This is a genomic window from Salinicoccus albus DSM 19776, assembly GCF_000385175.1.
Classification (GTDB): domain Bacteria; phylum Bacillota; class Bacilli; order Staphylococcales; family Salinicoccaceae; genus Salinicoccus; species Salinicoccus albus.
This window is the reverse complement of sequence record NZ_ARQJ01000026.1, coordinates 17,774-36,701: the sequence shown is the minus strand read 5'-3', so window position 1 is coordinate 36,701 and position 18,928 is coordinate 17,774. Positions and strand designations below refer to the sequence as shown.

The following is an 18,928-nucleotide window of genomic DNA, read 5'->3' as shown; positions in this document are numbered from 1 at the left end:
AGTGATGAAAAAAATCATGACAATTTTCGGTACTCGTCCAGAGGCTATAAAAATGGCACCTCTTGTACTTGAGCTTGAGAAAGACCTTGAACTGGAATCTGTTGTAGTTGTTACAGCACAGCATAGGGAAATGCTGGATCCGGTGCTTGAAACTTTCGATATTACACCTGATTATGATCTGAACATCATGCAGCAGGGACAAACGCTTGCGGAAGTTACCAGCAGAGTGGTAGAAGGGCTTGAATCTGCGATTAAAGAAGCGCAGCCTGATATGATTTTAGTCCATGGTGATACAACAACCACTTTTGCAGGCAGCCTGGCTGCTTTTTATAATGAAGTGGATATCGGTCATGTGGAAGCCGGTCTCAGAACAAACAACAAATATTCCCCTTTCCCCGAGGAGATGAACCGTCAGATGACCGGAGTGCTTGCTGATTTGCATTTCGCGCCTACTGACAATTCAAAAAATAACCTGCTTAATGAAAACAAGGACGGCACCTACATCTCAGTCACAGGCAATACCGCAATCGATGCGTTGAAAACAACTGTCAATGAAAGTTACAGAAGTGATATCATAGACAGACACCAGGATAAGAAAGTCATATTGCTCACAGCACACAGACGGGAAAATATTGGTATGCCGATGGAAAATATTTTCAGTGCAGTACGTGAGATTGTTGAGGAATTTGAGGATGTGACAGTCGTCTATCCAATTCATAAGAATCCAAAGGTCCGGGAGATTGCATCAAAATATTTGGCGGACCATGACCGCATTGAAATCATCGAGCCACTCGATGTATTTGATTTCCACAATTTTGCAGCAAAGAGTCATATCATTATTACGGACTCTGGCGGGGTGCAGGAAGAGGCACCGTCACTGACTAAACCAGTGCTCGTATTGAGGGATACAACTGAAAGACCGGAAGGTGTTGAAGCAGGGACGCTGAAAATAGCCGGGATTCAAAAGGAGAATATTTACAGCCTTACCAAAAAGCTGCTTACAGATGAAGAAACATATGAAAGAATGGCCCATGCATCGAATCCGTATGGAGATGGTGGAGCCTCAAAACGCATCTGTGAAAACATCAAATATTACTATGGATTCATAGAAGACAAACCCAAGAATTTCAGAATGTGAAAAATATGTCAATAATATGTCAGAACTATTGCCATAACAATTATTTAGGGACTTGTTATTGACATAAAATTTTCGCTAATATATCATTATAAGAGTAAAGTAACGGTTTCATCACAATCGTTAAAACACACTAGGAGACAGTGTTAGAAGTGCCATTTTTCAGACGGTTTACAAAACATTTCTTGAATTTTTTACTCTTCCCTCTTATTGTAAGTCTACTCATTTATGTATTTACAACTTCATCCATTGCAGCTGGATTCGCACTCGGTACTTTTGCGTCAATTCTGTTACTGTGGAACTGGTATTATAATCTTGAGAAGTCTTATGAAAATGAAGAAGGCAGGGTAAGCACTGGCACAGTTATGCGGTTAGTGATTGTGGTGGTTACATGTTTATTTTGGGTGAGATTCCCGGATACATTCAATATCTTCGCTATAATGGCTGGTCTTGTTCTCAGCTATATTATGATTATGTTTCAGGGGATTAAAGAATTAACGAAGTGAAAGAGGTGAGAAAATGGATCACGGAGCTCCGATCGTTGAATTAGATATTTTTGGTTTTCCCATTTACTTTAACTTGTCAACGGTAATGATGATTGTAATTTCTTCATTACTTGTGTTTTTTCTAGCGTTCTTCATGACAAGGAACCTTTCAGTAAAGCCAACAGGTAAAAAACAGGTGCTTATGGAAGTGCTGATGAACTTCGTTAAAGGCATAATTTCAGGGAACATGGCATGGAAACAGGGCGGAAGATTCCACTTCCTGGCTTTGACACTTATTTTATACATAGCCATTTCGAATTTCCTCGGGCTGCCATTTATGTTTGTAGCACCGGATGAAAATCATACGCTTTGGTGGAAATCTCCAACTGCCGATCCGGTGGTGACATTGACACTGGCAAGTCTGATGATTATTTTAACCCACTATTATGGTATTAAGATGCGTGGCATAAAAGCTTATTTTAAAAGCTACGCAACCCCTGTCTGGTTTATGGCACCGTTCAATATTATTGAAGAATTCACATATAACCTGACTCTTGGTTTACGTCTTTACGGTAATATTTATGCTGGTGAAATCCTTCTGGGATTACTTGCCGGGTTAATGACAAGCGGTATAATCGGTTTTGCAGGCGGTATTATCCCGATGATGGCATGGCAGGGATTCTCTATCTACATCGGCGCAATACAGGCATTTATCTTTGTTATGTTATCAATGGTCTATCTGTCCCACAAGGTCGCTGATGACCATTAATATAAAATTATGTTTATTATTTAAAAAATATTAGGAGGAACTATTTCTTATGATGAATTTACTGGCAGCAGCCATTACAGCAGGACTTGCAGCACTTGGTGCAAGTATTGGTATCGGACTTATCGTTTCTAAAACAGTAGAAGGGGTTTCACGTCAGCCAGAGGCCCGTGGACCGCTCATGACAATTATGTTTATTGGTATCGGTGTTACAGAGGCTGTTCCGATTATCGCGATTGTTATTTCATTCATGCTTATGTTCATGTAAGTATCGTTACACCAGGCGAAGTCTTTAATATTGGATTTCGCCCTCTTATTATGTCGACCGTGAATAAAGAATGAAACTCTCGCGAAAGGAGTGTACACAGGTGGAATTTCTATTTTTAACTACTTTGGGCACAGTGCCGACAGCAATCGGGACAAGTCTTGTACAATTGGTTGCTTTTCTTATCCTGATCGGGGCGCTTTCATATTTTGTCTGGAAGCCGCTAAAAAAAGTAATGGATAACAGGGAGCAGCTGATCCATACAGAAATCGATGATGCAGAAAGCCAGAACAAGGAAGCTGCACGCCTGAAGGAAGAGAACGAAGCTGTTCTGAGAGATACACAGGCTGAGATCTCAACAATGATGGACAATGCGAAGCAGCAGGCGAAAAAAGAGCAGGAAGATATTATCCATGATGCGAATACACGTGCGAATCAGATGATGGCAGATGCAAGAACAGACATCGAGAGAGAAAAAGAAAAAGCGATTGAGGACATTAACTCACAGGTGTCCGAGCTTTCGGTATTGATTGCGGAAAAGATGATTTCCAAGGAAATCGACCAGGAAGATCAGAAGGAACTTGTATCGAGGTACCTGAAGGAAGCAGGGGATAAATAATGGCGAATGCAGCTCAAAAATATTCCCAGGCGCTTTTTGACAGCGTTCCAGAGGAGAAACAGCTTGAAGAAGTGAAAACGGATTTCGACGAGGTCGTCAAAGCGGTTAAAGCATTGCCGGTTTTTATAGAATTCATGAACAACCCAAAAATTTCTAAAGGGGAAAGAAAAAAAACGGTGGAGGCCACATTTGAGAACGTCTCACCGCCACTTTTCAATCTGCTTTTGATTTTAACGGACAGGCATTTATTTGAAGAAATAGAGTCTGTATACAACAGTTTTTTGAAGGTCTATAATGCACATTACAATCAGGAGCATGCCATCATCGAGTCGGTGTATGCACTTTCTGATGAAGAGATACAAAGCATCGGGAAAGTGTTTGTCAAAAAGACCGGTTTCTCGAAACTCCTCATTGAAAATAAGGTGAATCAAGAATTGATTGGCGGCATCAGGGTGTTTGTCGGCACAAAGGTTTATGACGGCTCTGTTGAAGGGCAGCTTGCAGACCTGAAAAATCAATTCAAAGAACGGACAATCAGTTAATTAAGGAGTGATATTTTATGGCAATTAAAGCTGACGAAATAAGCGCTCTTCTCAGAAGCCAGATTGAAAACTATGAGGCAGATATGAAAGTATCTGACGTCGGTACAGTCATCCAGGTTGGTGACGGTATCGCACTTGCTCACGGACTTGAGGATGCAATGGCTGGAGAATTGCTTGAATTTCCAACGGGAGTTCTGGGGCTTGCCCAGAACCTCGAAGAAAATAATATTGGTATCGTACTTTTTGGTGAGGATACCGGCATTAAAGAAGGCGATGAAGTGAAGCGTACAGGACGCATCATGGAAGTGCCTGTAGGCGAAGAACTTATCGGACGTGTTGTAAACCCGCTGGGTCAGCCGATCGACGGCAAGGGAACAATCGAAACAACCAAATCAAGGCCGATTGAAAGTCCGGCGACAGGCGTCATGGACCGCCAGGAGGTCAATGAACCGCTTCAGACTGGCATCAAAGCGATCGATGCGCTTGTACCTATCGGCCGCGGACAGCGTGAACTGGTCATTGGTGACCGTCAGACCGGTAAAACAACTGTGGCAATCGATACAATTCTCAACCAGAAAGATCAGGATATGATTTGTATCTATGTAGCTATTGGACAGAAAGAATCGACTGTCCGTTCCACTGTAGAAACATTCCGCAGAAACGGTGCGCTGGACTACACGATTGTAGTTTCTGCAGGTGCGTCCATGCCGGCGCCGTTACTCTATGTGTCACCATATGCCGGCGTCGCAATGGCGGAAGAATTCATGTTCAACGGCAAAGATGTGCTGATTGTATATGACGACCTGACAAAACAGGCGGCTGCCTACCGTGAACTGTCATTGCTTCTGCGTCGTCCGCCGGGCCGTGAAGCATTTCCGGGTGATGTATTCTATGTACACAGCCGCCTGTTGGAACGTGCGGCGAAATTAAACGATGATCTCGGAGGGGGTTCAATCACTGCACTCCCATTCATCGAGACACAGGCCGGGGATATCAGTGCCTTCATCCCTACGAACGTGATCTCCATCACCGACGGACAGATATTCCTGCAGTCCGACCTGTTTTTCTCGGGTGTCAGACCAGCGATTAACGCCGGGCTGTCAGTTTCCCGTGTCGGGGGCTCTGCACAGATCAAAGCGATGAAAAAAGTTGCCGGTACACTGCGGTTGGATCTTGCGGCATTCCGTGAGCTGGAATCATTTGCCCAGTTCGGTTCTGACCTGGACGAAGCAACCACAGCTAAACTGTCACGGGGTCAACGCACTGTTGAAATTCTGAAACAGGGAGAAAACAAACCGCTGCCAGTAGAACGTCAGGTAGTGATCATTTATGCACTTGTAAATGGCCACCTGGATGATATCCCTATAAAAGATATCACTCGCTTTGAAGATGAATTCCTCAGCTGGCTGGATTCAAACAATGCTGAGCTGTTAGATGGTATCCGGGAAACGAAACAGCTGCCGGATGAGGACTCATATGTGAGTGCGGTCAACAGCTTCAAGAAACTATTCAATCCTTCAGAATAAGGCAGTTGAATAATTATTAAGGTGGTGAATTCATGGCTTCGATAAAAGAGATTAAAGGTCGTATCGGTTCGACCAAAAAAATGAGTCAGATCACTCGGGCAATGCAGATGGTTGCGAACTCCAAACTGAAAAGGGCGGAGGAGAACTCCAAACGTTTCCGCCCTTACATGGACAAAATTGAGGAAACTGTTCAGGCAATGGCATCCGGGGACGATGCGAGCTCTCACCCGATGCTTGAAGAAAGACCGGTGAAACGTACAGGATATATCGTCATTACCTCGGACAGTGGTCTCGCCGGTCCATTTAATGCCAATATATTAAAAACTGTGACGAACGAAATCAGAGAACACCATAACAACAATGAGGATTCATATGATTTGTTTGTAGTGGGAAGCAAGGGTATGGAATTTTTTGAAAACCGCAAATACACTGTTGCTAACTCCCGTACAGGACTCGCTGATCAGCCTGATTTCAGCAGTGTGAAGGAGATCACCCAGGAGGCAGTAAGCGGTTTTGCGGAAGAAGTATTTGATGAACTTTTTATCGTCTATAACAAATTTATCTCAGTACTTTCACAGGAAGTGGCTGTCAGAAAGCTGCTGCCTTTAACTGATAGTGAACTGTCAGATCAGTCAGAATCTCCAACTGTTGCAAAGTATGAGTACGAACCGGACAAAGGATCCATTCTCGAAACCATACTTCCACAGTATGCCGAAAGTCTGATATACGGAGCGCTGCTCGATTCCAAAGCGAGTGAACATGCTATGCGGATGACAGCCATGCAGGCTGCTACAGACAACGCAAAAGAACTGGTTGATGATCTGACACTGCAATACAATCGTGCTAGACAGGCCGAAATCACACAGGAAATCAATGAAATCGTGGGCGGCGCGGCAGCACAAGAATAAAGAATGACTAGGAGGAAATCTAATGGCTTTAGGTCAAGTAATTCAAGTTATGGGACCGGTTGTAGACGTTAGATTCGAGGAAGGCCAGCTTCCCGATTTGAACAACGCGCTATTTGTCAATATTGAAAAAGACGACCAAACTGTTTCCCTGGCTCTTGAAGTCGCGCTCCATCTGGGGGATAACGTTGTAAAGACCATTGCAATGAGTTCAACTGATGGACTGCAGCGCGGTGTTGAAGTAACGAATAGCGGCAGCCCAATTTCTGTGCCGGTAGGCCAGGTCACACTTGGCCGGGTGTTTAATGTACTGGGTGAGAATATCGATCTTGAAGCAGCGATCCCCGAATCCGAAAGAAGAGATCCGATTCACCGTCAGGCACCTGACTTTGATGAGCTGCAGACGGGCGTAGAAATATTGGAAACAGGCATCAAAGTGGTTGATCTGCTCGCGCCTTACACCAAGGGCGGAAAAATTGGTCTGTTCGGCGGTGCCGGTGTCGGGAAAACGGTGCTGATCCAGGAACTGATCAACAATATCGCCCAGGAACACGGTGGTATCTCCGTGTTTGCGGGCGTAGGTGAACGGACGCGTGAAGGGAACGACCTTTATTATGAAATGAAAGATTCCGGAGTCATCGAGAAGACCGCGATGGTATTCGGTCAGATGAATGAGCCGCCGGGTGCGCGTATGCGTGTAGCCCTTACAGGGCTTACCATGGCGGAATATTTCCGGGATGAAGAAGGGCAGGATGTGCTGCTGTTCATCGATAACATCTTTCGTTTCACCCAGGCTGGTCAGGAAGTTTCCGCATTGCTCGGGCGCATGCCATCAGCCGTAGGTTATCAGCCGACTCTGGCTACTGAGATGGGACAGCTCCAGGAACGTATTACATCTACCGGTACGGGTTCAGTCACTTCCATCCAGGCGGTATTCGTACCTGCCGATGACTATACAGACCCAGCGCCTGCACAAACGTTCGCCCACCTGGATGCGACGACTAACCTGGAAAGAAGTCTTTCCGAGATGGGAATCTACCCTGCGGTTGACCCGCTTGCTTCAACTTCCCGGGCATTGCAGCCTTCTGCTGTCGGTGAAGAGCATTATGAAGTGGCCCGCGGTGTCCAGTCTACGATTCAAAAATATCGTGAGCTTCAGGATATCATTGCAATTCTTGGAATGGATGAACTGTCCGATGAAGATAAACAGACAGTTGCCCGTGCACGCCGTCTGCAGTTCTTTTTATCACAGAACTTCCACGTGGCGGAACAGTTCACCGGCCAAAAAGGGTCTTATGTCCCGGTTTCAAAAGCTGTAGAAGACTTTAGAGAAATTCTTGATGGCAAATATGACCATATTCCTGAGGATGCATTCCGTCTTGTTGGAGGAATTTCAGATGTGCTTGATAAAGCACGTGATATGGGTGTAGAAGTTTAAAATCGGGGGTGTAGCAAATGAATACAATGGCACTGGATATAGTCACGCCGAACGGTTCTGTCTTCTCGGAAGAGGACTGTGAGATCATCATACTCCAGACCAAGCAAGGTGAGCTTGGCGTTATGGCCGGCCATGTCCCGACAGTATCTGCACTGAAGATCGGCAGCCTTCGCGCAAAAATAGACGGCCGCTACGAATATTTTGCAGTCACAGAGGGCTTCGTTGAGATTCGTCCTGAGAGAGTTTCCGTACTTATTCAGGCGGGTGAATTTGCTGAGGATATTGATACTGCAAGGGCAAGACAAGCCAAAGAACGGGCGGAGCAGCTTCTTGAACAGGCGAAGGATGAGAAAGTTGACCGCTATCGTGCAGAACTCGCCCTGAACAGAGCAATCAACAGGATAAATGTGTCTGAGCACGCATAAAATACTACCCGGGCGAAAGCCCGGGTTTTTAAAGGTGATCTAAATGATGTTAGCCCAACTGTCATTCATCCATATTATACTTCATATTCTCTGTGTCATATTTGCTTTCTGGGTGTTGGGCGCACTCAATGTTGATGGATGGTTTAAGAAGTACGATACAGGGAGAATCCGGTTGTTCTTCATACTCATGGCTATTCTGTTAGGAAGTGCACTGAGTAATTTCATCATGGATTTTTTCAGGCTGGTCCAGGAGGCTGCATTGATGTTTTGACAAATGCTTTGCAAACATGTTTATACATATTTAAAATGGTGAAAAGTGTATTGTAAAGGTTATTGAAAGTATGGAGTATGGAGTGAATGATATGGATAGTATTATTGTTAAAGGCGGGAACCGATTATCGGGTTCAGTGCGTATAGAAGGGTCGAAAAATGCTGTATTACCCATTCTAACTGCATCTTTACTTGCTGAGAGTGGTGTGTCTTATTTAAAAAATGTCCCAAAGTTATCCGATGTAGATAATCTGACTGAACTGTTAGAGCATTTAGGCGCAGATACTGAGCGAGATAACGGTACAGTTGGAATTGATGCTGCAAAAGGTTTATCATGTGATGCGCCTTATGAGCTGGTCAACAGAATGCGTGCGAGCATGCTGGTGATGGGGCCGCTGCTGGCAAGATACGGGTATTGTAATATTGCTATGCCCGGTGGATGTGCAATAGGTTCAAGGCCAGTTGAGCAGCATATTAAAGGTCTGGAAAAAATGGGTGTGACTTTCAGGACGGTTGATGGCAGTTTTGAAGGTAAAAGTGACGGGCGGCTAAAAGGGTCAAAAATCTATCTTGATTTCCCGAGTGTCGGGGCTACACAAAACCTGATGATGGCCGCAAGTCTTGCTGAAGGGACAACTTATCTTGAAAATGTGGCCCAGGAGCCCGAAATTGAGGATTTGGCGCAATATATCAATGCAATGGGGGGCAACGTTAAAGGTGCAGGTTCCGGACATATCACCATCGAAGGGGTGGAGTCGCTTCACGGTATAGAACATGAAGTGATTCCGGACCGCATCGAGGCCGGTACATTGATGGTTGCCGGCGCAATTACAAAAAGTGAAATTGTTCTTGAGAATGTAGTCACTGATCACCTGACTGCTGTCATTTCAAAACTTGAGGAAGTGGGCGTCAGGATTGTTCAGGAAGGCAGGAATGTACGCGTGGTGCCAGCGGACACACTGAAACCTCTGAGATTAAAAACAATGCCGCATCCCGGCTTTCCGACAGATATGCAGAGTCAGATGATGGCGTTGCTTGCTTCCATCAAAGGAACCAGTGTCATTTCTGAAACTATTTTTGAAAACAGGTTCATGCACGTGGAAGAGTTTATAAAAATGGGTGCAGATATAGATCTTGAGGATAACAATGCAATGATTAAAGGCGTTGACAAACTGAAAGGCGCATCTGTGAAAGCGACAGATTTAAGAGCTGCATCGGCACTCATTCTTGCAGGTTTAGCTGCTGAAGGTTATACTGAGGTGACCGAGCTTAAGCATCTGGATCGCGGATACGTTGACTTCCATAAGAAGCTTGAAAAGCTGGGCGCAAATATTGTTCGTACAGGTGATGAAGCTGTTCGAAAAAGTGTGGTAAAACAGAAGTAAAGAGGTAATTGTATGGCGGAACAATCCAAAAATCTAGTCCACCGCAGATTCCCGTTAATCGTCCGGATATTGTTATTTGTCTACATTGCAGTCATCGTATTCTTCGTGGGATTGATGATTGGCTATGGCATACTAGACAATCCGATCGAAGTTTTCCGATTGGAAACATGGGAACACATCATCAATTTGACCAAGGAATGATAACATGCTGACGTACGACCAAATTAAAGCAATAATACCCCATCGCCCGCCGTTTCTGCTTATAGACAGGATTACGGATATTGAACCGGGTGTGAAATGTACTGGTGTGAAGCAGGTTTCAGGCAACGAACCCTTCTTTCCCGGCCATTTTCCTGATTATGCAGTAATGCCGGGTGTGCTTATTGTAGAAGCTTTAGCACAGACGGGAGCAGTTGCGATTCTTAAAGAAGAGCGGTTTAAAGGGAAACTTGCCTTTTTTGCCGGGATTGATAAATGCAAGTTCAAAAAGCAGGTGACTCCTGGTGATACTGTGGAGTTAAATGTTGAAATCACTAAACTCAGGGGGCCGATTGGCAAGGGAGAAGCAGTTGCCCGTGTAGATGGTGATATCGCCTGCCAGTGTGAGATTACATTTGCGATACAGGACAGTAAAACATCCGATGATTAATTATCATCGGATGTTTTTAATTCCGTTCGGGATTCCATCATGGCTTTAAACTCGTTGAGCAGATCTATATCCTCGTAACCTTCTCCGATAAGGTATTCAAGCACCTCCTCGGGATAATTGGGACTTTGAACAATAATTCTGCCGGTGAAAATGAGTGACAGGGCATTGTCGATTTCAATCATCTCATTGAATACCCCCGTGAACCTTGCCGGTTCATTTGAAGGTCTTGTAATTGTCACTAACAGGTTGACTTGCTGCCCCACAAAATCCTTCAAAATATCTTTAAAATCAGGGGAAATGGAGGTTTCCAGCAGCCATGGATCTTCTTCTGTTTCCTTATTTATGATAATTCCGTCAATCAGGTCGAAAATGATAAAATTATTGTTGTGTTCCAGTCTGATTTCTATCACTTTAAACGATTTCATTCAAATTCCTCCCTTCGAACCAAAAATTTTAAATCACAGATAAGGCAAAACTGCCTAATGCATCTCATCCGTTACATACAGTTCACTTCGAATATAGTCTAATTGTATAAGAAATGGATATAAAATCAAATATCTGTTATTTGCAGAATATTTTGTGCCGTCTTATCTTTATATCAGGAAGGGGGTGAACATATGATGAATAAAGTTCTGCTGGTCGGAGAACTTGTAAAAAATGCAACCATTTCTAAAACTAATAACGGCAGTATCAATTCTTTTGTTCTGGCTACAATCAGGGTGCCCAAAGACGAGCGGAAGCAGAATGAGGTGCACTTCATCTACTGTAAAGCTTTCGGAAAAGCAATACCGGGGATACTGTCAGCTACCAGAGAAGGGGAGATAATCTGTGTCAGCGGACAGATTGCTACTGCACTCTATACGATGCCCAATGGGGCAAAGGAATACAGAATGGAAATCTGGGCTGAAAGCATAAAGCGGATGCCTGAAAAAATGGCTGACCAGAAAGACTTTAGCAATCCTTCCCAGATGATCGGTGATGCAGTCCGCTATTACGATCAATTTGATATCGTCGGCCAGAAAGAAGTTCATGTACTGAGCAGTGATAAGGCTGACACAGACACCAATGGCCGGGATACGCATCTTGATCCAATTGAAAAAATACTGGGAAAGGAAACACCGCTCATCAGCCCCGATCAAGGGGAACAAAAAGAAAAAGGTAATGACAAGAAAGATGAGAAAGCTTTTGCCTGATTGACACATCGTCACTTAATCTTTTGAAATTCTACACTCACACACTACTCACTTGTCCTGCGGCAGGCAAACATTGCTGCGAAAAAAAGCCTGTGCAGGGCTTTTTATTTTTATCAGAAAAAATTTAATCATTTATTTGTTACATTTCAAGTCGTTGTATTACTGTTTTCTGATAATAAGCTTTATTCATTTTTTTATATAGATAACAGATATATTTTAAAACATTGATATGACAGTTTTTACAGTTACTTAACTTCAGTTTATTTGCGTTTGGATCTTGTCTGTAATTATACGTTTACATAATTAGAGTACTTCATTGCAACACTTTGGCTTAGGGAGAAATCTTTCTGTAATATAAACGTAAAAGAACAGTTTATATTTTATATTCCTGTAACCTGCGAGATATTTTTTTCTGATATAGTTCAACATAGTTAATAAAATCGTACGAAATCAGGAGATCTAATATTAAGAGGTAAACGGGAGGAAAACAATAATGAAAAAAGTATTATCCATCGGTACAGCACTAGCTGTGTCATCCACTTTAGCCTATACTGCGGAAGCTTCAGCAGAAGATCATACAGTAGAAAAAGGCGATACGATTTCAGAGCTGGCTCATGCCAATAATACTACTGCAGATGCAATTAAATCAAACAACAATCTTGATTCAAATATCATTGTTCCAGGACAAGTTCTAGAAATCAATGGCGAAGAAAGCTCAGAGAAAGAAAGTTCTCAAGACGGAAATTATGAAATCCAGCCTGGCGATACACTATTTGAAATTGCAGCTGAATTTAATGTCTCAGTTTCAGAACTTAAAGAATGGAACAACCTTTCGTCAGACCTCATTTTCCCAGGTAAAACAATTGCAGTAACTGGAGGCAATGCAGAGCAGGTGCCGGCAGTTGAAGCAGCACAGGTTCAGGAAAATGAAGCCAGAGAAACAGCAGCTCAGGAGCAGCAGCAAACAGAACAACAAGTTCAACAGCAGCAATCTGAAGATGCTCAGCCAGTTGCACCTGAACAGAACACAGAGCAGCCTCAAACTGAAAATGTATCAACTTCAAGTAATGACAGCGGTCAAAACTGGGGCGCACTGGCTCAATGTGAATCCAGCGGGGACCCTAATGTTGTCAGCTCAAACGGACTTTACCACGGACTTTATCAGTTTGATGTACAGACGTGGCAGTCTGTAGGCGGAAGCGGGGTACCGTCTGACGCATCTGCAGCTGAACAGACTCAAAGGGCTCAAATGCTTTATCAAGACAGAGGTGCTCAGCCTTGGCCTGTATGTGGTTCAAACCTTTAATACAGTAAAATTAAATGAATACGAAAAATTTAGACGCCAGGTGTTTTCACCTGGCGTCTTTTACAGTGTTTGACAAATCATAAGTACTCTAATATTATGACTATTAAGTGAATATTTCTACCGCTAGGGGTGCAATTTGCTGAGACAGCCACGGGCTGATCCCTTTGACCTGATCTGGATAATACCAGCGTAGGAAAGTGGTTTGGTCAGGCGATTGATGTCTTTTATACTAAACCCATTTCCACGCATTCCGGAGATGGGTTTTTATCATTTATAGAAGATGGGAGACAATATGCTTACGGAAGAACTTACTGATAAAGTCCAGCCAATGATTGAGGAAATATATAATGGTGATTTCATTCAGGGGCTGATCCATGGTACTGTCGATAAAAATGCCATTGTTCATTATCTGCAGGCTGACGCACTTTACCTAAAAGAATTTTCTAATTTGTACGCAATGCTGATTAAGCAGACTGAATCCAAACCGATCGCTGAATTTTTACTTTCACAGAAAGAATTCTCACTGGGAGGTGAGAGTGAAGCCCATGCGGTGCTTGCCGGTTATGCGGATGAAAAATATGAAGAGATCATTGCGGGTGGTTCATGGTTTCCATCTGCGGATCATTATATAAAACATCTGTATTACAATGCATTTACAAAGAGTAATCCGGTGTTCACACTCAGTGCGATGGCACCATGCCCATACGTATATAAAAAGATCGCAGAAATGGCAATAGGGCGAAATAATTTTTCCAATGACCATCCTTTTAAAGGATGGTTCGAGTTTTATCACAATGATATAGATCCGTCGATCGATGGGCTGTTCAGTATCATAGATAAAGAAGCTGCTTCATTGAGCGGGGGAGACAGGGAGCAAATCAGGAATAATTTCCTGGAAAGTACAGAACATGAACAAAGGTTTTTCCGCATGGCGGCAAAAAAAGAAAAGTGGAGGCTCAAATAAATGCATGATTTAAGGATTGCCCTTACCGTTGCCGGTACTGATCCTACCGGCGGGGCGGGGGTTCTTGCAGATAGTAAGGCATTTCATTCGCGCGGCGTCTTTGGTATGGCAGCAGTGACTTCTTTGACCGCACAGAATACAATGGGGGTGGATGATGTATTTCACATACCTGCAGAATTTTTGGAAAAACAGCTGTTCAGTATTTTTAATGATGAAGCGCCTCACGCTATGAAAAGCGGCATGGTTGCAACAACGGAAATGATGGAAGTGCTCGGAGATGTGGTGAAGAATCACGACATACCTTTTGTCATCGATCCGGTGATGATCGCGACGAGCGGTGCTTCTCTTGCCAATTCCAAATCGCTTGATTATCTGCGGAATCATCTTTTGCCTTCAGCCGTAAATGTAACGCCGAATGTGCATGAAGCTGAAGAAATTTCCGAAATGAAAATTCATGATGAATCTGATGTGAAAAGAGCAGCAAAAATTTTTATTGAAGAAATCGGCTGCCGGAGTGTCATCATCAAAGGGGGGCACCTGGATGGAGATGCAGCAGACTATCTATTTACACGGGACAATGAACTCGTTTTAAGTGAGTCACGAGTGCAAACGGATCAGACCCATGGGACAGGATGTACCTTCTCAGCTGTCATTACCGCTGAGATGGCGAAAGGCAGGACGTTGGAGCAAGGTTTCAGAACAGCAAAAAATTATATTACTTCTGCCATAAATAACAGCCCGGGCATCGGTAAAGGACGCGGTCCGGTCAATCATTTCAGTTTTAAAGGAGAATGATGATGAATCGTATCAAACACTTAAGAGAAACCAATCCGCTTGTTGTATGTGTAACAAACGATGTCGTCAAAAATTTTACGGCGAATGGCATGCTTGCTGTTGGCGCATCACCAATCATGAGCGGGGAGAAGTCAGAAGCTGAGGATCTGATGAAAGCGGCGTCAGGTTTATTGATCAATATCGGTACTGCAGATGAAATGAAGAAGGATTTGATGTCAAAAATGATAAGTGAAGCCAACAGAAATGGTGTTCCGGTCGTCTTTGACCCAGTAGGATACGGCGCTTCAAAATTCCGAAGCACCCTTACAGACACCTTTCTCGACACCTACAGAATCGATCTTATCAAAGGGAATGCTGGAGAAATGCTCGCCCTCTCGGGTGCCGAGAGTGAGCTGAAGGGTGTTGATTCCAGTGAGAAGACGGACACACTTGAGATTGCTGAAGCCGTCTATGACAAATTCCAAGTGCCCGTGCTTGTTACAGGCGAAAGGGATGCCCTGGTAACCGGGGACAGAAAGGCTGTCATGACTGACGGTCACGGACTGCAGGGAAAAATCACCGGATCCGGCTGTCTGGCTGGTGCTATGGCTGCAGCATTCATTGGGATAGAACAGCCGTTTAATTCACAATCAGTTGTAGATGCAGTGAGCTTCTATAATCTGTGTGCAGAAGCGGCAGTGGAAAGCACAAGAATACCCGCGCCGGGCACGTTTCCGGCCAATCTCATCGATCAGCTGTACCTAAACGAAAATGATATTCTCTCCGATAAAAAAGTGGAGGTGCTTTAATGGACAAAAGCCTTCTCAGACTGTACTTCATATGCGGTACGGAAAATGTTGAGGGGAAGCCGCTGAATGTCATTGAAGAAGCGCTGGCAGGCGGTGTGACGATGTTCCAGCTGAGGGAGAAAGGGCCCGGCGGCCTTTCGGGCGATGATTTATCCGCCTTTGCCTCTGAAATAAAACAGCTGTGTACTGAATATCACGTGCCTTTCATCATAAACGATGATGCCGGGCTTGCTGAGAAAATCGGCGCAGATGGTGTGCACCTCGGTCAGAATGACCAGGATATAACAACTTTGACCTCTTATTTTGATGATAAAATAGTCGGGTTGTCCGTCGGTAATGAGCGGGAGTTTGATCAAAGCAGTATTCAAAAAGCAGATTACATCGGTACCGGTCCGGTGTTCAGTACATCCTCTAAAGATGATGCCGGTGATGTCATAGGTGCACAAGGGCTTGTGGCCATGAGGGAAAGAATTGGAGACCTGCCGATGGTGGCAGTGGGCGGCATCACGCATGACAATTATACAATCTGTCTTGAATCAGGAGCAGACGGGGTATCGGTGGTTTCAGCAATTGCTGGCGCCAGTGATGTAAAGCAGGCAGTGAATTTGTTCTTTTAGTGAATGATGGATAAAAAATATCAGCGGTACTAATAAAATTATTTTTTTTACCTCTTTGTTTATGTTACAATTTCAGTTATGTGAGATAATTTTTGAGGTGAAGAAATGAGTAAAAAATGGCTCTTCCCCATTATGATCGGTCTCGTACTCGTACTTGCAGGCTGTGATTATTCCCAGGAAGAAAATAGAGATGGTTTTTTCTTTAATACGCTTGTACAACCGATGGATACGGTGCTGCATTGGTTAGGTGACAACCTAAATAATAACTATGGTCTGGCAATTATTCTAATTACCCTGATTGTCCGTCTTGCCATCTTTCCATTCATGATGCGTACATATAAAAACCAGATGATGATGCGCGAAAAGATGAAGATCGTTAAGCCGGAAATGGAAGAAATTCAGAAAAAAGTAAAAGTCGCTACTACTCAGGAAGAGAAGATGGAAGCACAGCAGGAGATGATGGGGCTTTATAAGAAACACGGGATCAACCCGCTGAATATGGGCTGTCTCCCGATCGTTATTCAAATGCCTATCGTCATGGCGCTTTACTTTGCACTCAGGTTCCCGTCAGAAGGCGGTATTACTGAATACCCTGAATTCCTTTGGATGAATCTGACAGAAACCGATTATTTCATGGTAGCAATTGCAGGTCTCGTTTATGCGGGCCAGGCATGGGTCTCCATGAAGTTTGTCTCTGAAGAACAGCGTAAACAGATGCAGCTGTTCATGTATATTTCTCCGATCATGATCATCTGGATTTCAATCATATCACCAGCAGCACTTCCGCTTTACTGGGCAGTCGGTGGTCTGTTCCTGATATTCCAGACATGGGCAGGTAACATGTTCTACAAAAGAAAAGTGGCCGAAGAGATGGCTCCGATTATCGAAGCACATGAAAAGGAAAAAGCTGAGAAAGAAAAACGGATTAAAAACGCTAAAGTGATGCCCAAGAAAAAACGCAAAAAGAAAAAGTAATGCATGATAAAAGTCCTCCAAAATTTTGGAGGACTTTTATCATGCTGATCTGCAAATATTATAAAATTGGGGAAATCAGATTTGAAAAACCTTCCTTCAGTTTAATCCACCTGCTTCTTGCTTTATATTTATCTTTTGTAAGCAGAGTGGAGTATTTCATGTCATGCTCAAACATATGGCGCTGCTGAACAGCCTCTTTTTCATCATAAATGAAGGTGTTGACTTCGAAGTTCAGGGAAAAACTTCTTACATCAATATTGGTTGTACCAAGGCTGAGCAACTCGTCATCTATCATCATGACCTTTGCATGGAGGAATCCATTTTCATATATATAGACATCTGCACCCATGTCCACAAGTGCACCGGCATTGGAATATGTAGCCCAATACACGAATGGGTGGTCGGGATGGTCGGGTATCATCAAATGCACCTTGATATCGCTGAGGATGGCAATTCTTATCGCTTCGAGCACAGATTGGTCGGGGATGAAGTACGGTGTCTGGATATAGATGGATTCTTTGGCATTATAGATCATCTTTAAATATCCGTATTTGACTTGCTGCCATTCTTCATCAGGCCCGCTGGAAGCAATCTGCATCGGTATATTTCCATGGGATTCGACAGCCGGGAAGTAGCGCTCGTCTCTGACCATGTTGCCGCGTGTACTGTGCGAGTTCCAGTCAAGCATGAATCTGAGCTGAAGTGGTTTGACAGCATCGCCCTCTATCCTTAAATGCGTATCGCGCCGGTGAGGCAGCCGGGCTTTCTGCCATTGGCCCTTATGCTTATCAAAACCGACATACTCATCTCCGACATTGAAGCCGCCCACATATCCCACGACACCATCAATCACGACGATTTTACGGTGGTTCCGGTTGTTGATACGAGGGTTGATCAACGGCAGCTTGCTGGGGAAGAATGCTTCCACAAGGCCGCCTAATTCCCTGATTTTTCTGAAATTACGCAAGCTTAATCCTCTTGAGCCCATATCATCGTATAGTATTTTTACTGAAATGCCCTCTTTCTGTTTTTGAAGCATAGCGTTATAAAGTTCCTTGCCAATTGTGTCCATCCGGAATATATAGTACTGGAAATGGATATGGTCTTTGGCGTTTCGTATGTCTTCAAGCAGGTGATCAAATTTATCACGGCCGTTAGTGAATGTCTGAACGGAATTATTGACAGTTAAAAAGGATTGGTTATTATAGAGCAGCATGTGTATCAGTTTCCTGTGCTTTTCAGCTACTGCGCTTGAAAAATCCAGCTCTTCACTCTTAAGCGCATCAAGCTGCTCACTTACAAGGTGTTCGAGTCCGACTTTGTCTTCTTCCTGGATGGTAAATATCTTCTGGTTATAGATGGTTCTGCCGAAGAGCATGTATATGAAAAACCCAAAAACAGGGATGAAAAATAGGACCAGAACCCATGCCCAAACGCTTTGTGCAGTCCGATGTTCAAGGAATATAAGACTGACAGCGAGTAAAAAATTTATAAGGATGATGATGATGGTTACAATGCTCAATGTTCTAGAATTAAATACATATTCCATCAGGAACGCTTCCATGAAATCCACCTCTTTAACTATTCTATTATAAATTATAAGATATTTAAAATATTGTAATAATTAATTTTTAAAAATCATAGAAATATGGTGCAAAAAAGGGTAAAATGGAATCAAGATGTAAATGAAGGAGTGTCATTATGCATAAGAAAGACAATTCTAAAGTGAGACAGGTTGTCACGATGCTAAATGAACTCGGGGTCAAAGTGCAGGTTTCGAGATCTAGATTCGACATGATGAATCGCATCGCACGGAAAGAGAAGCTGCGATTGAAAGAACAGAACACTTAATGATTAACCGCAACTGATTGCAGTTGCGG

Annotated in this window: 24 protein-coding genes and 1 riboswitch; of the genes, 22 read left to right on the top strand and 2 right to left on the bottom strand. The window is 43.6% G+C overall.

Going from position 1 to position 18,928, the window contains the following annotated elements; genetic code table 11:
• The first annotated feature begins 4 nt into the window (after positions 1-4).
• From wecB to fabZ, 14 genes are all read left to right on the top strand, one after another.
• Positions 5-1,138 (top strand): non-hydrolyzing UDP-N-acetylglucosamine 2-epimerase, encoded by a 1,134-nt coding sequence (gene wecB / locus G343_RS0106160; RefSeq protein WP_020007248.1) that lies wholly within the window; start codon positions 5-7, stop codon positions 1,136-1,138.
• 140 nt (positions 1,139-1,278) lie between these two features.
• Positions 1,279-1,641 carry an ATP synthase subunit I gene (locus tag G343_RS0106155; protein WP_156823578.1) on the top strand — a complete coding sequence of 121 codons (363 nt, stop codon included), beginning with the start codon at positions 1,279-1,281 and terminating at the stop codon, positions 1,639-1,641.
• A 13-nt stretch (positions 1,642-1,654) separates the two neighbouring features.
• Positions 1,655-2,389, top strand: coding sequence for a F0F1 ATP synthase subunit A (gene atpB / locus G343_RS0106150; RefSeq protein WP_020007246.1), 735 nt, complete (start codon positions 1,655-1,657; stop codon positions 2,387-2,389).
• A gap of 52 nt (positions 2,390-2,441) precedes the next feature.
• Positions 2,442-2,654 carry a F0F1 ATP synthase subunit C gene (atpE, locus tag G343_RS0106145; protein ID WP_026366298.1) on the top strand — a complete coding sequence of 71 codons (213 nt, stop codon included), beginning with the start codon at positions 2,442-2,444 and terminating at the stop codon, positions 2,652-2,654.
• 100 nt (positions 2,655-2,754) lie between these two features.
• Complete coding sequence (locus G343_RS0106140; RefSeq protein ID WP_020007244.1) at positions 2,755-3,270, top strand: F0F1 ATP synthase subunit B; 516 nt, start codon at positions 2,755-2,757, stop codon at positions 3,268-3,270.
• Positions 3,270-3,812: a F0F1 ATP synthase subunit delta gene (locus G343_RS0106135; protein ID WP_020007243.1), complete on the top strand. Its 543-nt coding sequence runs from the start codon at positions 3,270-3,272 to the stop codon at positions 3,810-3,812. Before G343_RS0106140 ends, G343_RS0106135 begins: the two co-directional genes overlap by 1 nt.
• A gap of 17 nt (positions 3,813-3,829) precedes the next feature.
• A complete protein-coding gene (gene atpA / locus G343_RS0106130; RefSeq protein WP_020007242.1) occupies positions 3,830-5,338 on the top strand; it encodes a F0F1 ATP synthase subunit alpha in 1,509 nt (502 codons plus the stop codon).
• Between the two features lie 32 nt (positions 5,339-5,370).
• The gene (gene atpG, locus G343_RS0106125) at positions 5,371-6,246 is read left to right on the top strand and encodes an ATP synthase F1 subunit gamma (protein ID WP_020007241.1); all 876 of its coding nucleotides are present in this window, start codon (positions 5,371-5,373) and stop codon (positions 6,244-6,246) included.
• Between the two features lie 22 nt (positions 6,247-6,268).
• Positions 6,269-7,681 (top strand): F0F1 ATP synthase subunit beta, encoded by a 1,413-nt coding sequence (gene atpD, locus G343_RS0106120; protein WP_020007240.1) that lies wholly within the window; start codon positions 6,269-6,271, stop codon positions 7,679-7,681.
• Between the two features lie 17 nt (positions 7,682-7,698).
• Positions 7,699-8,106 (top strand): F0F1 ATP synthase subunit epsilon, encoded by a 408-nt coding sequence (locus G343_RS0106115; protein ID WP_020007239.1) that lies wholly within the window; start codon positions 7,699-7,701, stop codon positions 8,104-8,106.
• Between the two features lie 46 nt (positions 8,107-8,152).
• Complete coding sequence (locus tag G343_RS0106110; RefSeq protein WP_020007238.1) at positions 8,153-8,377, top strand: DUF1146 family protein; 225 nt, start codon at positions 8,153-8,155, stop codon at positions 8,375-8,377.
• Between the two features lie 91 nt (positions 8,378-8,468).
• Positions 8,469-9,761: a UDP-N-acetylglucosamine 1-carboxyvinyltransferase gene (gene murA / locus G343_RS0106105; protein WP_020007237.1), complete on the top strand. Its 1,293-nt coding sequence runs from the start codon at positions 8,469-8,471 to the stop codon at positions 9,759-9,761.
• 12 nt (positions 9,762-9,773) lie between these two features.
• The gene (locus G343_RS0106100; RefSeq protein WP_020007236.1) at positions 9,774-9,962 is read left to right on the top strand and encodes a DNA-directed RNA polymerase subunit beta; all 189 of its coding nucleotides are present in this window, start codon (positions 9,774-9,776) and stop codon (positions 9,960-9,962) included.
• A gap of 4 nt (positions 9,963-9,966) precedes the next feature.
• A complete protein-coding gene (gene fabZ, locus G343_RS0106095; RefSeq protein WP_020007235.1) occupies positions 9,967-10,410 on the top strand; it encodes a 3-hydroxyacyl-ACP dehydratase FabZ in 444 nt (147 codons plus the stop codon).
• Here the strand turns inward: fabZ and G343_RS0106090 are convergent.
• Positions 10,407-10,835, bottom strand: coding sequence for a YwpF family protein (locus tag G343_RS0106090; RefSeq protein ID WP_020007234.1), 429 nt, complete (start codon positions 10,833-10,835; stop codon positions 10,407-10,409). The genes fabZ and G343_RS0106090 overlap by 4 nt on opposite strands.
• 192 nt (positions 10,836-11,027) lie before the next feature.
• Here G343_RS0106090 and G343_RS0106085 point away from each other — a divergent pair, with 192 nt between their 5' ends.
• The 7 genes from G343_RS0106085 to yidC all read left to right on the top strand — a co-directional run bounded on the left by G343_RS0106085 (position 11,028) and on the right by yidC (position 17,048).
• Positions 11,028-11,603 (top strand): single-stranded DNA-binding protein, encoded by a 576-nt coding sequence (locus G343_RS0106085; protein WP_020007233.1) that lies wholly within the window; start codon positions 11,028-11,030, stop codon positions 11,601-11,603.
• A 493-nt stretch (positions 11,604-12,096) separates the two neighbouring features.
• Entirely contained in the window at positions 12,097-12,909 is an 813-nt protein-coding gene (locus G343_RS0106080) for a transglycosylase family protein (RefSeq protein WP_020007232.1), read from the top strand.
• A 115-nt stretch (positions 12,910-13,024) separates the two neighbouring features.
• A riboswitch (TPP riboswitch) is annotated at positions 13,025-13,122 on the top strand.
• Between the two features lie 79 nt (positions 13,123-13,201).
• Complete coding sequence (gene tenA / locus G343_RS0106075) at positions 13,202-13,873, top strand: thiaminase II (RefSeq protein ID WP_020007231.1); 672 nt, start codon at positions 13,202-13,204, stop codon at positions 13,871-13,873.
• A complete protein-coding gene (thiD, locus tag G343_RS0106070) occupies positions 13,874-14,668 on the top strand; it encodes a bifunctional hydroxymethylpyrimidine kinase/phosphomethylpyrimidine kinase (protein WP_020007230.1) in 795 nt (264 codons plus the stop codon).
• Positions 14,669-14,670: 2 nt separating this feature from the next.
• Positions 14,671-15,456, top strand: coding sequence for a hydroxyethylthiazole kinase (gene thiM / locus G343_RS0106065; protein ID WP_020007229.1), 786 nt, complete (start codon positions 14,671-14,673; stop codon positions 15,454-15,456).
• Positions 15,456-16,073, top strand: coding sequence for a thiamine phosphate synthase (gene thiE, locus G343_RS0106060; RefSeq protein ID WP_020007228.1), 618 nt, complete (start codon positions 15,456-15,458; stop codon positions 16,071-16,073). Before thiM ends, thiE begins: the two co-directional genes overlap by 1 nt.
• A gap of 105 nt (positions 16,074-16,178) precedes the next feature.
• Positions 16,179-17,048, top strand: coding sequence for a membrane protein insertase YidC (gene yidC / locus G343_RS0106055; RefSeq protein WP_020007227.1), 870 nt, complete (start codon positions 16,179-16,181; stop codon positions 17,046-17,048).
• A 58-nt stretch (positions 17,049-17,106) separates the two neighbouring features.
• Here yidC and cls read toward each other — a convergent pair whose 3' ends face one another.
• Positions 17,107-18,612, bottom strand: a complete 1,506-nt coding sequence (gene cls / locus G343_RS0106050; RefSeq protein ID WP_020007226.1) for a cardiolipin synthase — start codon at positions 18,610-18,612, stop codon at positions 17,107-17,109.
• A 137-nt stretch (positions 18,613-18,749) separates the two neighbouring features.
• Here cls and G343_RS15570 point away from each other — a divergent pair, with 137 nt between their 5' ends.
• Entirely contained in the window at positions 18,750-18,899 is a 150-nt protein-coding gene (locus G343_RS15570) for an Lmo0850 family protein (RefSeq protein WP_020007225.1), read from the top strand.
• Positions 18,900-18,928: the final 29 nt, after the last annotated feature.